Here is a 14,724-nt window from a genome sequence, read left to right on the forward strand (position 1 = left end):
CGTTGTCGTTCAGTTGTCCCGCGTGTGCGGGGCTCCTGCACTCCGCCTTGAGATTCTGTAAGCTCATTCCGACCATGCGTCCATTCCGTTTCGCTCAATGGTATAAGCTAGCCAGATCTGGTGGAGGTTTTGATTTCCTAGTGAGGGCGGTGGCCAGCGCGGGAGCAAAGCCTCTGCAAGCTGCATAGAACTAGGGGAATTTTCTCATAAAGCGTATTCCACGCTCCTTATTGCTGTAGGCGTAGGGAGCATTTTTTGTAGCCAAATGCTTTCTGAGCGGTGTAGTCTAGCAGTTGACTTTTTATATTTATGATAGAGACAACTATACTACCGAGCAAAGGGATTGTGATTGTGGAGCCAGATGGTGCGCTGAGTGCATCGGATTTCGAGAAATTGACTGAGGCGGTGGATGCTTATTTAGAGGGGCATGCTAAGCTTCAGGGCTTGATGATACACATCGCCACATTTCCAGGTTGGGAAGATTTTGAGGGTTTTATTGGGCACATGCGTTTTGTGAGAGACCATCACCAGGAGATTGAGAAAGTAGCGTTGGTGACAGACACAAAGTTTGCCGACATTTTGCCGAAGATTGCTCAGCATTTTGTTTCGGCGGAGATCAAGCGCTTCCCCTATGCAGAAAAGGGAGCGGGCTTGAGCTGGCTAGAGGACTAGTAGTAAAGAATTGCGCAAGCGAGGGTGGCTATTCCGTAGAGGAGGCCGCCCAGTGCGAGGAGTTTAAATTTGCCTGAGCTTGCGGTTGCCCAGGTGATGCCATCGCGCATGAGGTAGGGCATGCCTACGAAGAAAAGGCCAGCTGTCAGCATGGCGTAGGAGAAGATTGGGATGAGGAGCTTGCCTGTTGCTTGCTCTTGGAAAGCTGCGGCTAGGAGTGGTGCTGCAGCCATAAGGCATACGACGCCGAGGCCGCGGACAGCCAAGAATTCTTTGACACTGGTGATCATAAGGTAAGCAACCACAGGGACTGCGAGGAGGAGAATATTTTTGGCACCGTTAAATTCGCCGAGGTCCATACCGATGGGGGACTTGAAGGGGACGATGAGAAGCCAAAACCAAAACATACCAATGGCCATGAGAATTGCTCCAGCGAGATGGTTGCGAGGGAACTTTTTGAGGAATTCGATAGCATCATCAGTCTTCACTAACATCCAGACATGGGAGAGGATCAGCCAGGCTGCAACAAGGTAGCCTGCGACATTGAGAGGAATGTTTTCGTATGGGTGCATAGATGGACGCAGAGAGAGGTATGCTAGGATAGTGGCTAGGTAAAGAGAATTACTCACTAGCATTCAGAGCTTCATCGATCGAGCGTGAGCAACCTCGAGGGAGGGCTGAGGGGTCACGACCGATTAGAGTGAAGGTTCTTTCGTCGTGATAGATGGCTATGTCTTGGGTGCGGATTTTGGCAACCGAATCAATATTAGCAAGGTCGTGGATGACGAGGTAGCCGGAGTCTCCGGGGTTCACAGGCAGGTCGGTTTCGGGGTCGATGACTGAGATTTTGGTCCAATGGGGGGCATTGTGAGGGCGGTCGAGGCCGTGGGTGTAAAACTGTGAACTGAGCTCAGTCATGGAATATTCGTTCCAAATCGAGTCGGGGGGGAGGGAGAGAAATGATTGGAATTGTTGATAGAGGTTTTGTTTGTTGAGATCTCGGCCACTACCTTTGTAGCCGCCTGTTTCCATTGCCCAAGAGCCAGGTGGGAGGGAGAGTGGCTGGTCGAGTTGTTCGAAGAGGTTGAGGAAGGCGAGGGCAGTACCAAGCAGGGTTACTGGTTTGCCGGAAGCGACGGTATCTTTCAGAAGTTGAAGGTAGATGGTGTCTTGGTTTATGAGGTAGTTTGCGCTGGGACTTAGGTGGGTGCGCAGAGTTTCCATCATGTGTGCGAGCGAAGAATGCGGCGCTTCATGGGGAGTGGGGGTGAGAATGAGGAGTGTGTTGATTTTTGGGAGTTTGAGGTTTTTCCAACATTCTATGATGGAGGTTTCGTAGAGAGTGGTGTCTCGGAAGTGGTGCTTTCCACGCATTTCACCGGTGGTTCCGGAGGTCATGAATGTTGTAGCGATCTGCTTGTCGGTGAGGCAGCTGGGAGGAGAATGGAATTTAAAGGCATCGGTTGTGAGTGCTGGGATGTCGTTGTGGGCATGGGCTTTGCTTTGATGGCAGAGCGCTGCGTAGTTTGGATTGTTGGCTTTTTGGTAGCCATGTAGTAGCAGTGCGAGGGAATCAAAATCATGCTGGGAGCGATGTGGGCTTCTAATGAAGCAATCGATTTCTGCTAGAAGGAGCTGATAGTCTGGCATGATGTGTTGTGGGATAGCGTAGAGAATAGGAGTAAAAGGGAAGCGCATGGTGAGTGCAAGTCCTATAGAAGTGGAGAAAATGGCTAAGTTTTTTGCACGCGACTGCTTGACTTTATCTAAGCTTGGGGCAAAACTGGGTTCAGTGCTGCTTTTGCAGCTTAACAGTTTATGCTGTTGTCCAACAAACTACTCTGATCAAACAAGCCTAGCCATTATGAAAATTTCTATTTTCGCTCTGCTCTCTGTAGTCATCAGTGGTCTTATGACCTCTTGTTACTACCCGCCCTACGAACCGCAAAAGCCAAACCAGCCTGTAGCTCCGCCGGCACCAAAGGATGAGACAGTGATTAATGACGAAGGTCAGAGACAGCTTGAAGAAGCGCGTCAGCGATTGGAGAACAACGGATTGCCATCAGATCCGGCTAACGGCCAGTTACCGACAACTGATCCGAACATGACAGGTGGAACAGGCGCGCCGGCTGGACCAACGACTTATCCGTATGCGAGCAAGGTTCCAGGTAAGCAAGGTTTTGTTTTCAATCCTTACACAAAGAACCAAGTGGATGTGCGTGGTATTCCGTCAGGAACGTTGGTACGTGACCCCTATGACAGCGACAAGACACACAAATTCCGTGTGCCTTAAGCCGTAGAGAAGAGTAAATCAATTTTTAGTGCGCCGAGCCTTGCAAATTAGGCTCGGCGCTTTTTATATCGGTGCGCAATGATCAAACGCGTTTCCATTCTTGGACCTGGCCTGCTCGGGGGCTCAATAGCACTGGCTGTGCAGAAGCTTATGCCAGAGTGCGAGCTCGTTTTATGGGGGCGGCGTGAGGCGCCACTGGAGTGCGCTAAGGAAATGGGGATTGAGCTGGTGACGACGTCTCTGGAGGAGGCGGTAACTGGGACGGATTTGTGTATTTTGGCAACACCGGTGGGGGTGATGAAGGTATTGGTGGAGAAAATGGTGGCAATGGGTGGGGAGAGACCGATGATCCTGACTGATGTGGGAAGTGTGAAGCGTTTGCCGCATCACGAGATTGGGCCATTGCTTGAGGGAACTTGTATTGAATTCATAGGAAGTCATCCGATGGCTGGTTCTGAGAAGACTGGGATGGAGGCTGCGAAGGTTGATTTAGTAGATGGAGCTACTTGTTTGGTAACTAATGAGTCAGGGGTTGCTGAAGAAAAGGTGCTTGAGTTAGAGAACTTCTGGCAGAAGTTGGGTTGTAAGACTCGTAGGATGAGTGCTGAGGACCACGATTATGCGGTGGCTCGTGTGAGTCACTTCCCTCATATTTTGGCCTCAGTTGGAGCAACGGTAGGTTTGGCTTATGAGGACATTGCAGAGCTTTGTGGTGGGGGGATGCGCGACACGACCCGTGTGGCTGGTGGCGACCCGGGATTATGGACGGAGATCCTTATGGAGAATCGAGATGCATTACAGCGTTCTATGCGTGAGAGCATTGCGGACTTGGTTCAACTCATGGACTGGTTGGAGAAAGAGGACCGAGAGAAAATGTATGCCTATTTAGATGAGGCAAAGGAGAGACGCTCACTTATTTAATTTTATTTTTATCAGCAAGATCATGGAATCCATCACACTAGACCCGATCAATCGCATCAATGGCGAGGTCAACATGCCAGGCTCAAAGAGTCTTTCTAACAGAGCTCTTTTGTTAGCAGCCTTAGCGGAAGGTACTACAGAAATCACCAATTTGTTGGACAGCGATGACGTGCAACGCATGTTAGAGGCATTATCAGCATTGGGGGTAGAGTATGAGTTAAAGGATGAGGGGACAAGGTGTGTGATGAAAGGTTTAGGGCGTCCATTAGGGTCAGGAGAGACGCTGGAGTTATTTTTAGGCAATGCAGGAACAGCGATGCGTTCGTTGGCGGGAGCGATGACTTTAGGTCGGGGTGAGTTTACATTGACTGGGATTGAGCGGATGGAAGAGCGTCCGATTGGCGATTTAGTGGATGCACTTCACTCGATGGGATGTGACATCACGTACTTGAAGAACGAGGGTTATCCACCATTGTTGATCAAGGCGAATGGGCTTAAGGGTGGGAAGGTCAAGATTGATGGCACGATCTCTAGCCAATTTTTGACGGCGTTATTGATGTCAGCCCCTTATGCTGAGAGCGACATGGAGATTGAGATTGTAGGTGATTTGGTTTCCAAGCCCTACATCGACATCACGACCTCAATTATGTCGCAATTTGGAGTAGAGGTAGACAACCAGGATTATAAGAGTTTTGTGGTGAAGTCCGGCCAGAAGTACCGATCACCTGGTAAGTTTATGGTGGAGGGGGATGCTTCTTCGGCATCGTATTTCTTGGCAGCTGGAGCGATCAAAGGTGGTCGCATCAAGGTGACGGGGATTGGGAAGAAGAGTGTTCAAGGCGATGTAGCCTTTGCGAAGGTGCTCGAAGATATGGGGGCGAAGGTGGAGTGGTACGATGAATATTTGATTGTGGAAGGGAGTGTTCTGAAAGCTGTAGACCAAGATATGAATCACATTCCGGATGCTGCGATGACTATTGCGACGGCGGCGTTGTTTGCCGAGGGAACGACAGCGATTCGAAACATTTATAATTGGCGGGTGAAAGAAACTGATCGCTTGTTTGCGATGGCCACGGAATTACGTAAAGTGGGTGCTGAGGTAGTCGAGGGTGAAGATTTCATAGAGGTGACACCGCCAGCGCAGATTCAGCATGCAGCGATTGACACCTATGACGACCATCGGATTGCGATGTGTTTTTCCTTAGTTGCATTGGACCCTGAGTGTGGTGTGACGATTAATGATCCAGGGTGTACGGCGAAGACTTTTCCAGATTTCTTTGAGAGATTGGAAAGTGTTAGCGAGCGATAGGGGTGAGAATTGAAGATATTGAAGACAATGTGTGCAGAACATATAGCGGTGGCGATTGATGGTCCGGCTGCATCGGGCAAGAGTACAGTAGCGAAGACGCTTGCGAAGCGCTTGGGGCTGATTATGGTGAATACTGGTGCTATGTACCGGGCTGTGGCATGGGCAACGATACAAAAAGGGGTGAACCCAGCTGAAGCGAGTGATGTGGTTAAGATGCTCGGTGAAGTGGAATTTCGCTGTGGAGTTGAGAACAACCTGTCTACGGTATTAGTGGATGGCGTGGATCCTGGTGAGGAACTTAGACAAGATGCAGTGAATGGCCGGGTTTCGAAAGTAGCAGCGATTCCTGAGGTCCGCGACTTATTGGTTCGGATGCAGCGTGAGTACCTCCAGTTAGGTTCTGTGGTGATGGAAGGCCGCGACATTGGATCGGTGGTATTTCCTCATACCCCATTTAAAATGTACATTGATGCATCTGAAGAGGTGCGAAGGAAGCGTCGGGAAGCTGAGGGAATTATTGATGATCCAGCGGCGCGCGACAAAGAGGATAGTAATCGTAAGAGTTCTCCTCTGGTGGTAGCTGAGGGTGCGGTCGTGATTGACAGCAGTGAAATGGGGATTGAGGAAGTGGTAGAGGCAGCGTTAGAGGTGCTGAAGGAACGAGGAGCGCCACAAGAAATTTTAGCAAAAGCATAGAGTATGAAGACGGTCTATTGGATTGGCTATATCTTTTTCAAGAGTGCAGGTAAGGCATTCTTCAACCGAAGAGTGATTAACGAACACAAGCTTGTACGCGATGGGGGAGTATTAATGTGTGCGAACCATGAGAGTTTTCTCGATCCACCATTGATTGGGATTTCCCATCCTTTGAATGTGACCTATTTGGCTCGTAAGACGTTGTTTAAAGGATTCTTTAAGTGGCTCTATACGAAGTGGGATGCGATTCCAATCGATCAAGAAAACCCAGACATGACTGGGTTGAAGAATATCATTAAGGCTCTTAAATCAGGCAAGAAGGTGGTGATGTTTCCCGAGGGGGAGAGGACTCTCCACGGTGGTCTGAATCCAGGTTTGCCAGGGGTAGGGCTCATTGTGGCCAAAGCTCAAGCGACGGTGCAGCCGATGCGAATCTTTGGAGCCTTTGATGCACTCCCGCGTGGATCGGGCAAGTTGAAGCGGCATCAAATCGATGTGGTTATTGGTGACCCGATTCACTTTACGAAGGAGGAACTCAAGGAATACCGAGGCAAAGATGGGTATCAGAAGATTTCTGATAGAATCATGCAGGCCATCAGTGAGTTGACCCCTGAGGGGTAGGTGGACTGAGTGGGCAATTGTTAGGCCCACAGCCTGCACTGCTTTGTAAGGTTTATTGTTTTAGCTCAGCCCATCTCGGTCATCATGGAGTCAGGCATAGCTGTGCGGTCTGATGCCTCGGCTAGTGAAGAAGCGTGATTCACCAAGTGGGAGTGGGAAATGATACTGATGCAGAGGGTGCTGAGGAATCATTAGAATGGCTGGGCGTATGTCTCGCAGCGGTTATGCCAACCTGCACGCCAACGTTTTTCGCCACGAGCTGGTGGGGAGTTTTTGATTCGTTGGTCGAGAGTGAACTTTGCGCTGTCGGCGAAGGCGCGGGCTGAGTCTTGTCCTCCTTTGCTGGGACGCATGTTAGAGAGTACTTGAAGTAGTCCCCATCCTTGTCCCTTGTAGCGTTCTCTGGGGTTAATGCCTTCACCTTTGAAGTTTACGTAATCGATAAGGGCGTAGCTTCCGTTAGTGGTGCTAGAAACAAGTTGGTAATTATTTTGGATTCGTGCTCGATCGGATGCGGGGGCAGCATTCAGCATTTTGGGGAGAGCTGCTTGTGATTTTTGGATGATAAAATCGGTTTGGAGGGCGACACTGTTGGAGAGGAATTTTCTGAGGCTTGTGAGTTTAGGGCCTCGGAAGTCGGCTTGGAACTCGGCTCGTGAATTCCAGGGGCAGTCTGGGGTGTTGAGCAGCCAGTTGGGGATATCTTTTCTTCCAGAAGCCTGAGCGAAGCGAATGAAGTCAGGGAATGACTCAGTCCAGCGGCCATTGAAGCCTTTTGGGTACCAGATGAAGTGGCCAATGCCCATGGATGGGAATTCTTCACCTTTATTCCAAGTGGTGAGTCCGTCGACGGTTCCTGCGCACTCATTTTTCCAAATTTTCTTCCCAATTTTTTCTTTTTGTTGGGTGGTGAGTTTGGAGGTGGTGCTGGTTTTATGAGCGCTGACAGTTTGTGTGTTAGAGCAGGCGACGAGCGAGCATGAGAACAAGGTGAGAAGTGGAAGCCATTTCATAGAGTTACCATTGCATAAGGGATGGCTGGGGATTTATCAAATCTTGAATCTCAGAATATTGGTCTTAGACTGGCGCTGTGCCCATAGTTTTAAAATATTTGATAACGGCAGCAGTAGTGGTGTTGGTCTCAGAGTTTGCTAAACGCAGTGATAAGTTAGGTGCATTAATTGCAGCTCTACCCGTGGTGACGAGTTTAGCGATGATCTGGATGTTTGTAGAATTGAAAGGGCAGGAGCAGGTAGACAAGATTGGCAATCATGCTTGGTACACGTTTTGGTATGTTTTGCCGACCTTGCCTATGTTTTTGGTGATTCCTTGGATGTTAAAGAAGGGGGTGCACTTTGGTTGGGTGATGGGGGCGTATTGTGCCGGCACGATGGTTTTATTTTTATTGTTACACATCGTGTTGAAGAAGTTTGATACGCCTTTGATGTAGGGTTAGCGCAATGTGCGATGAAAGAGGTCTAGAGTGAGACGTTGGCAGAGTGAGGCGAGCTCAGGGTCGTAACGTTCACCTTCATCACGAATGAAAGCATGTTGGCCATTGAGTTCGTGCCAGGTGTAATGCGTATCGGACTGATTGAGTTGTGAGTAGAGGTGTACTCTGCCAACGAGTGGGACGTGTGGGTCTTGGCGCCCCCAGACGAACATGATTTCACCTGCAATGTCAGACAGTTGGTCAATGGTTTGTGGTTTGTCACCAGCTGGCATTGTGGAGGAATGGATATCAGTGGCGTAGAGGCAAGAGGCTGCTTGCACGCGAGGGTGTAATGCGGCTCTACAGGCGAGATGGCCTCCGAGGCAGACACCGAAAGAACCGAGGGAGCCATTGCAGAAGGATTGTTGATCGACCCAGCGAACGATGGCTTGCGTGTCTGAGTCGTGGTCGGTCAAGGGCTTGGTAAATTTATCAGCATTTCCTTTTTCCTTACCGGAGTCATCGTAGGCCAATACGGTGCCGATTGTGTTAAGTTCATGGAAGACTTCAGGGACGATGACGACATAGCCGTGACCTGCGAGGAAGGCTGCGGTTCGTGCGATGGGTTCGGTGATCTGGAAAATCTCTGAATAAAAAATGACAGTAGGGAATGCGCCCTCGAGAGTTGGGCGAACTACTTTACAGCGCATGGTGCCAGTAGCAGTGGGGAGGTCAGTGACGGAATGAGTGACAGTCATGATTCTAGAAAGCATGCATCAGCCTGTTCTGGCGATAAAAAACGAGAAGATGGCACAGTGTGGTTGGCTGGGTGAAAAGAAAAGAGCACGCCATAGAGGTGGCGTGCTCCTGAGAAGGATACTTGGGGGGTAGTCGGCTTTTAGAATTGCTTGAAGCGTAGCTTTGGATCGACAAGGAATCCGTCGATGGCTTTGAGATCGTATGTGAGATCTTGTTTTGCCTTTAGCTTGATAGTGAAGAGCGTTTTGCTGCCATTAAGTTTTGGAGCTTCACCAATATTAACGAAGGTTGGGTAGAGTGCTCTGCTTCCATTGGTATGCGTTCTATTTTTAGTGAACTCTTTCATTTTCTCCATACCGGCAGGGGTGAGGCTCACGAACTCGTATTGTTTTGGATCGTATGGGAGGGCGAAGCTGAGAGCATTGACTGACACAAGGTCTGAACCCGTGACGGTGATTTCGACTGTTTCGCCGGCTTTAAAGTTCTTCTTGTTCGCCTTCAGCTCAACGGTACCGGAGAGTGGCTCGCTTTTCGCTTTTCTATTGATCCCACCGTCTAGCTTTGTTGCTACATGTGAGATATCTAGTGCGTCGATGAGACCGTTTTTATTTACGTCACCTTTGATGATATAGCCATCGAAGTCTGAGTCACCTTTGCGCAGACCTGTGTAGTTATCGTAGGAGGTGAGGTCATTGTTATCAATTTTCTTATCTTCATTGATGTCACCTGGGATATAGGAGGCGGATCCTGGGACTTTGAAGATAAAGAATTCTGAGCCAGAGCCGAAGTTTCCTTTTGCTTCTGTAACTTCCACACGGAGGTATGCGGCGGTGACGGGGTTCTCAAAGACAAACTCTTTAAGGTCCGCGTTTGGTTCCCAATTGATATCAGTCGCCTTGGTCCATGATTGGCCGTCTAGGCTGTATGAGATGGAGCCTTTAGTGATGGTACCATTGCCTGCGTCATCACGCGGGATGTACTGTAATTTTTCGAGGGTATTGACGGACTGGAAGTCGACCACGAATTCGAACGGCACGGCTTTTTGTCCCCATTTGGTGTGCCAACCAGATTTGAGGTCATGGTCGAAGAGGTTTTGGATTTTCGACTTCCCTTGGTCGGGCACGGTGGATTCGACGAGCACATCTTTTAGTGCATATTGGTATGGGTTGGCCTTAGTCGTGGCGGTGATTTCTTGCCAGCTTGATGAGCCGTCGCGGTTGATAGCCCGCACCTTGAGTGCGTATTGGGTTTTGGGCTGAAGGTCTTCGATGAGGAAAGAATTGGATTGGATCGTTGAGTAGTTCATACCATCGAATTCGATCTCATAGTAATCAGCATTAGCGACTTTCTCCCAGCTAGGGGTAAGTGAGTAAGGCTGGGTGTTTTCCTCAGTGACGGTAGCCTTTGGAGTGGCCAGGGACCCAGAGCTCGCGAGGAGGTGTGATGCTGTATTGAAAGAGAAGCCGTCGACAGTGACCGAGATCTCGGTCTTTGTCGTATCTGCTTTTGCTAGTTTGACATGCAGCACTGGGTTCTTAATCGCCTGAACTTTGGCGAGTTCACTCTCAGGAGTGGCGAATTGGTTTAGATTTGGCGCAGCTTCGTAGAAGTAGACATTATCGCCATTCGTGAAGGCTTGAAGGTCCTTTACTTCTTTGAGCTGGACGTCTTTCGCGTTGAGCTTTGCTGTAACAGTTTTCGGCTTACTTGTTAGGTTGATTTGTAGCTCAGTGGATTTGAGTGGGTCGAAGCCTTTGAATTTACCTTTTGTTGGCTTGATATTGATAGTCGCGAGCTTGCCTTCAAGTTTGGATTGGATGAGCGTGTGGACACCTTCTCCTTTGGTGTAGGCATTGCTGCGGCCGTCATCATCATACTCGGTGAATGAGCTTTCTCCGTGTGGATAGAATTCGTAGATACGTCGGGAGCTATCGAGTTCTGCGACGTTGTTATGTGGATTTGCCTTAGGGATGATGGCACCTAACTTGACGAAGACTGGGAGTTTCCAGAGTGGGCTTTCGAGTTCATTGATGATTCGGCCGCCTTCGTAGACTTGACCAGTGAAGTAATCCGCCCATAGGCCTTGGGGAAGGTAGATGTTGTTACGGATGTCATCACCGTTTTCCTCCATACGAGTGTCCTGATAGATTGGGGCAACAAGGAAGGATGGTCCGTAGAGGAACTGATACTGAGTTGCAGCGCCTAGGGTGTAGCTATTAGGTTCTGCTAGGAACATAGCGCGCACCATGGGGAGTCCATCTACAGCTTCACGAGCAATGCTGTAGCTGTATGGCATAAGTTCAGCTTTTAGTTTGAGGTACCAACGGTTGATTGAGGTAGCGGGTTCACCGAGTGCTTGTGGGTATTTGGGGTTAGCTCCCCAGCCATCCATGTTCAGTTCCATCGACGTGAATGTTTTCCATTGGTAGTCACGGGCATTGATGATGGGATTTTTACCCCCGAAGATGCCATCCATATCTGAGCAGATATTAGACATACCTGAGAGCCCTGCACCGAGGTAGGTTGGGATGTGGAAGCGGATGTATTCCCACTTGCCACCAGTTTGGTCACCAGTCCAGACGCCGCCATAACGTTGGGTGCCAGCCCAGCCATCGAGGGTGATAATGAATGGGCGGGCATCGTCACCTTCTTTTGCGATGATATTAGCAGCATCTGCGATACCGTTAAGGCCGAAGGAATAGCCTGGGCCGACCCAAGCGACGTCGGTTTTCAGAACGCGGACACCCGCGTCACGGACTTCTTTTACAATGTCACGCTGGAGGAGTGGTTCGACGCCCTCTTTTGGGTGGAGGTCAGATTGTGTCCAGAGACCGATCTCAACCCCGCGCTCACGGGCGTAGTCACCAAGTTCGCGGAGGTTTTGAATATTCCCGTCGAGGCTATCGGTTTGGCCGTAGCCAGCGCCATAGCCGTCGTTGGGTAAGAGCCAGCCGAGAGGCATGTCGGCATCATTGTAGCGGTCGATCACGGCGCGTGCAGAGAACTGGTAATTGTCCTTTTCTCCATTGAGAGTTTCTTTGATACCGCCGTTATCTTTTTGGCTTTCTTTGTAGCGTTTGCCATCTTCGAAGAGGATGCCTTTTTCATCTTCTTTCCAGAAGTCACGGTTGTAAGCATTGAGGTGGCCGAGGTAGAAGCCAAATTTAGGAAGCAGGATGGGCTTTCCGGTGAGCTGGAAGTAGCGACCGAGGAGGTCGCTTGGGGATTCACCAGCCATGATGAAGAGGTCGAGGTAATTGGTATCGTGCGTCAGGGCGACTTTCCCTTGATCGGTAGCTCCGAAGTCATAGCGTCCTTTTTTGAAGGTATGCCACATGATACCGTAGCCACGTGTGGACCAGAAGTAGGGATTGGGGGAAGCGACGCCGCCATCCGTCCAGCTATTTTGGTTTTCGATGGCGATGATTTTTCCTTTGTGTGAGAAGCGGCCGTTTTGGACACCCCCGCCGAAGAAGTACTCTTCATTTTGTTCTTCGAGGGTGAGGCTTACCTGTTTATCGCTGAGGGTGAGAGCCTCTAGCTGGTTCATGATGACTTTATTGTCGCTGAGGCGGACGAGCTTCATCAGGCTGGTGGCTCTATCGAGTTCGAGGCGGATGGCGTCAGTGGCGATAGTGACTGTCTCCTCGGTGTTGGTGAGTGTGAGGGAGGTGAGGTCAGCACGTGGGTGGTCGACGAGAATTTGCGCTGGTGGTTTGGCCTCAGGGCTGCGCAAGTCGCCGCCTTGGTCGTCACGGAAGAGTCGAAAGATCTCGTTGCTGTAGAAGTCGACGGAGAGCTTACGGTTTTGTGAGAGTGTGATGTCAACCCGTGTGGGGCTCACTTTGGTGGTGCTGATAATGGAGAGTTGCTGTTGTGTTTCACCTTTTGCGACAGGTGTCGTTGATTCAGCCTGTGCCAGAGTAGGGCATAAGAGGAGGCCTAGAGAGGCAGCCAAAGGCGTCGTTTTATGGAATAGAGTCATAGTTGCAGTCTAGTTTTCTTGGGGCGAAGTATGTCCTTGGCGAGTGGGAAAGCAAGGTGGGTCTTTAGCGAAAGAACTGAGATTTGTACTCTAAATGAGCACATTTTTTTTGATGGTTCATCGAGGAAGAAAGTGGGTGAGGACTTGGAGAAGGGATGGAGCGGAAAATGCGCATTGCAAGCTTGATAGGACAACTGCAGGATGGGAGGCATGCGTGTTGTCTGGGTAATGGTCGCAGTGGGAACAAGTTTTTTAGCTAGCTGCAGTAGCTGGCGGGGCGGGAGTGAGGAAGTGCCTCAGAATGCTGGTCTTGGGGTTTGGGAGTATCGACCTAATACCATCTCTCGACTCGGAATAGACGAATGGAGTGTGATTGAGTCTGGTGAAGTTTGCGCTTCGCGATTTTAGAGTAAATCGGATTATCTTACAGAATGTCATCGTTGTCATTCAGTTGTCCCGCGCGTGCGGGGCTCCTTCACTCCGCCTTGATATTCTGCAAGCTCATTCCGACCATTCGTCCATTCCGTTTCGCTCAATGGTATTACCAGACAACGGTGCGCTTGTATAATGGCGATAGGATGCCTGTGACGCGTTATGAAAAGGTCTGGGTGGGTAAGTGTGAGGTAGTTAGGAAAGGCGATCTCGGAAATCAGAATAAGTAAATTGTCTTACCGTTTCGAGTGTGCCGTCCTCGTGTTTGAGGACGATATCTGGGTGGGGAACGCCGTTGAAAGTGGTTGTTTTGACCATGGTGTAGTGAGCCATGTCATCGAAGGTGAGAGTGTCACCTACTTTTAGGGGGGCATGGAAAGCATAGTCGCCAATGACGTCACCTGCGAGGCAGCTGGGGCCAGCGAGTCGGTAGAGGTGGTCGCCATCCGTATTGGCTGGTGCCCCGTTTGGTCCGAAGACGTCTGGGCGGTAGGGCATTTCAAGGACATCAGGCATATGGCACGTGGCAGAGACATCTAGGATGGCAATTTGGTGACCCGCGTTGTGGACGATATCGACGACGTTCGCCTCGAGGACACCAGAATGAATAGCGATCGCTTCTCCTGGTTCGAGCCAGATTTCTTGAAGTTGGTACCTTTGTTGGGTCGCTTTGATCAGCTCGATGAGGTGTGCTCTGTCGTAGTCTGGTTTAGTGATCCAGTGGCCGCCGCCCATGTTTAGCCAGGTGATTTCTGGGTGCCGAAGGTAGTCTCCAAACTTGTCATCGATGGCTTCAAGCGTGGATGCCAAGTCATGGGTGTACTGTTCACAGAGGGTGTGGAAATGGAAGCCGGTGATTCCGTTGAGGTCGAGGTGTTTAAGTTGTTCGGCAGTGGTCCCGAGGCGTGAGCCTGAGGCGCAGGGGTCATAGATGGGCGTGGATCCTGTTGAGTGCTCTGGGTTGATGCGGATGCCACATTTGAGTTTGCCTGATTGGAAGCGAGGGTGGCTGGTGACGGTTTCGCGGTAGCGCAGCCATTGGCTCGGTGAGTTGAAATCGAGGTGGTGGGAGATTTCTAACAAATCTTTGAGCTCGGAATCTTTATAGGCGGGTGAATAGGTGAGGGTGTGGAGGCCCATTTTGTCGTGGGAGAGTTTAGCCTCCCAGAGTCCACTAGCGCAGCATCCATCAAGGTATTCCGATATCAGTGGGAAGCATTTCCAGAGGGCAAACCCTTTCAGCGCGAGAACAATATGGCATGAGGCCTCTTGTTTTAGGTCACGTAGTAGCTCTAGGTTATGGCGCAAGGCTGCGAGGTTGATGATGTATCGCGGTGATTGCATGATGGCTTGGATTGCGTTGAGCGAGAGAAACGTAGGGTCGGGCTCTTTGTTTATCAATCAGCATTTCTGTTTAGTCATCTCGCGCGTTCGGGACTGCTTGATCGTGCCTTGATTTCTGAGCAAATTGCCCCGTCATTTGACTCTTTTTGAATCACGAAGTGGTAGTTTCGGACGGCGCTCAGCTTTTATTTTCACTAGGTGGGATGAAAAAACGGCAACCAGAGAACTGGTCGCCGTAGTAGAGAATGTGCAAATTCTAA

Annotated in this window: 13 protein-coding genes; 7 read left to right on the top strand and 6 right to left on the bottom strand. The window is 50.1% G+C overall.

Translation table 11 applies throughout. The annotated features are described in order from the left end of the window. Positions 1 to 309: 309 nt before the first annotated feature. A complete protein-coding gene (locus ACFSW8_RS00515; protein WP_377091260.1) occupies positions 310 to 672 on the top strand; it encodes a SpoIIAA family protein in 363 nt (120 codons plus the stop codon). Here the strand turns inward: ACFSW8_RS00515 and ACFSW8_RS00520 are convergent. Together ACFSW8_RS00520 and ACFSW8_RS00525 are read right to left on the bottom strand one after the other, a co-directional pair. Continuing rightward, a complete protein-coding gene (locus ACFSW8_RS00520) occupies positions 669 to 1,244 on the bottom strand; it encodes a hypothetical protein (protein ID WP_377177178.1) in 576 nt (191 codons plus the stop codon). The two genes, ACFSW8_RS00515 and ACFSW8_RS00520, sit on opposite strands and share 4 nt — an antisense overlap. A 49-nt stretch (positions 1,245 to 1,293) precedes the next feature. Next, positions 1,294 to 2,370, bottom strand: coding sequence for a LuxE/PaaK family acyltransferase (locus ACFSW8_RS00525; RefSeq protein WP_377091258.1), 1,077 nt, complete (start codon positions 2,368 to 2,370; stop codon positions 1,294 to 1,296). A gap of 214 nt (positions 2,371 to 2,584) precedes the next feature. Between ACFSW8_RS00525 and ACFSW8_RS00530 the strand changes: the two genes are divergently transcribed. The 5 genes from ACFSW8_RS00530 to ACFSW8_RS00550 all read left to right on the top strand — a co-directional run bounded on the left by ACFSW8_RS00530 (position 2,585) and on the right by ACFSW8_RS00550 (position 6,512). Further along, entirely contained in the window at positions 2,585 to 2,965 is a 381-nt protein-coding gene (locus ACFSW8_RS00530; protein ID WP_377177180.1) for a hypothetical protein, read from the top strand. Positions 2,966 to 3,043: 78 nt separating this feature from the next. Further along, positions 3,044 to 3,886, top strand: a complete 843-nt coding sequence (locus tag ACFSW8_RS00535; RefSeq protein ID WP_377091256.1) for a prephenate dehydrogenase — start codon at positions 3,044 to 3,046, stop codon at positions 3,884 to 3,886. A gap of 22 nt (positions 3,887 to 3,908) precedes the next feature. After that, positions 3,909 to 5,195, top strand: a complete 1,287-nt coding sequence (aroA, locus tag ACFSW8_RS00540; protein WP_377091255.1) for a 3-phosphoshikimate 1-carboxyvinyltransferase — start codon at positions 3,909 to 3,911, stop codon at positions 5,193 to 5,195. Positions 5,196 to 5,222: 27 nt separating this feature from the next. Continuing rightward, positions 5,223 to 5,891, top strand: a complete 669-nt coding sequence (cmk, locus tag ACFSW8_RS00545) for a (d)CMP kinase (protein WP_377091620.1) — start codon at positions 5,223 to 5,225, stop codon at positions 5,889 to 5,891. Positions 5,892 to 5,894: 3 nt separating this feature from the next. Continuing rightward, a complete protein-coding gene (locus ACFSW8_RS00550; RefSeq protein ID WP_377091254.1) occupies positions 5,895 to 6,512 on the top strand; it encodes a lysophospholipid acyltransferase family protein in 618 nt (205 codons plus the stop codon). Positions 6,513 to 6,703: 191 nt separating this feature from the next. On the opposite strand, the gene ACFSW8_RS00555 is transcribed toward ACFSW8_RS00550, so the two are convergent. Next, positions 6,704 to 7,525: a hypothetical protein gene (locus ACFSW8_RS00555; protein ID WP_377091253.1), complete on the bottom strand. Its 822-nt coding sequence runs from the start codon at positions 7,523 to 7,525 to the stop codon at positions 6,704 to 6,706. Between the two features lie 77 nt (positions 7,526 to 7,602). Here ACFSW8_RS00555 and ACFSW8_RS00560 point away from each other — a divergent pair, with 77 nt between their 5' ends. Continuing rightward, positions 7,603 to 7,962 carry a DUF3147 family protein gene (locus ACFSW8_RS00560; protein ID WP_377177182.1) on the top strand — a complete coding sequence of 120 codons (360 nt, stop codon included), beginning with the start codon at positions 7,603 to 7,605 and terminating at the stop codon, positions 7,960 to 7,962. Positions 7,963 to 7,964: 2 nt separating this feature from the next. Here the strand turns inward: ACFSW8_RS00560 and ACFSW8_RS00565 are convergent, their stop codons facing one another. The 3 genes from ACFSW8_RS00565 to nspC form a co-directional block, all read right to left on the bottom strand. Further along, the gene (locus ACFSW8_RS00565; RefSeq protein WP_377091251.1) at positions 7,965 to 8,702 is read right to left on the bottom strand and encodes a dienelactone hydrolase family protein; all 738 of its coding nucleotides are present in this window, start codon (positions 8,700 to 8,702) and stop codon (positions 7,965 to 7,967) included. Between the two features lie 140 nt (positions 8,703 to 8,842). After that, complete coding sequence (locus ACFSW8_RS00570; RefSeq protein ID WP_377091250.1) at positions 8,843 to 12,688, bottom strand: TIM-barrel domain-containing protein; 3,846 nt, start codon at positions 12,686 to 12,688, stop codon at positions 8,843 to 8,845. A 627-nt stretch (positions 12,689 to 13,315) separates the two neighbouring features. Beyond that, positions 13,316 to 14,464, bottom strand: coding sequence for a carboxynorspermidine decarboxylase (gene nspC, locus ACFSW8_RS00575; protein WP_377177184.1), 1,149 nt, complete (start codon positions 14,462 to 14,464; stop codon positions 13,316 to 13,318). Positions 14,465 to 14,724 lie beyond the last annotated feature (260 nt).

It is taken from the genome of Rubritalea tangerina (assembly GCF_042683245.1).
In the GTDB taxonomy this organism is placed as follows: domain Bacteria; phylum Verrucomicrobiota; class Verrucomicrobiia; order Verrucomicrobiales; family Akkermansiaceae; genus Rubritalea; species Rubritalea tangerina.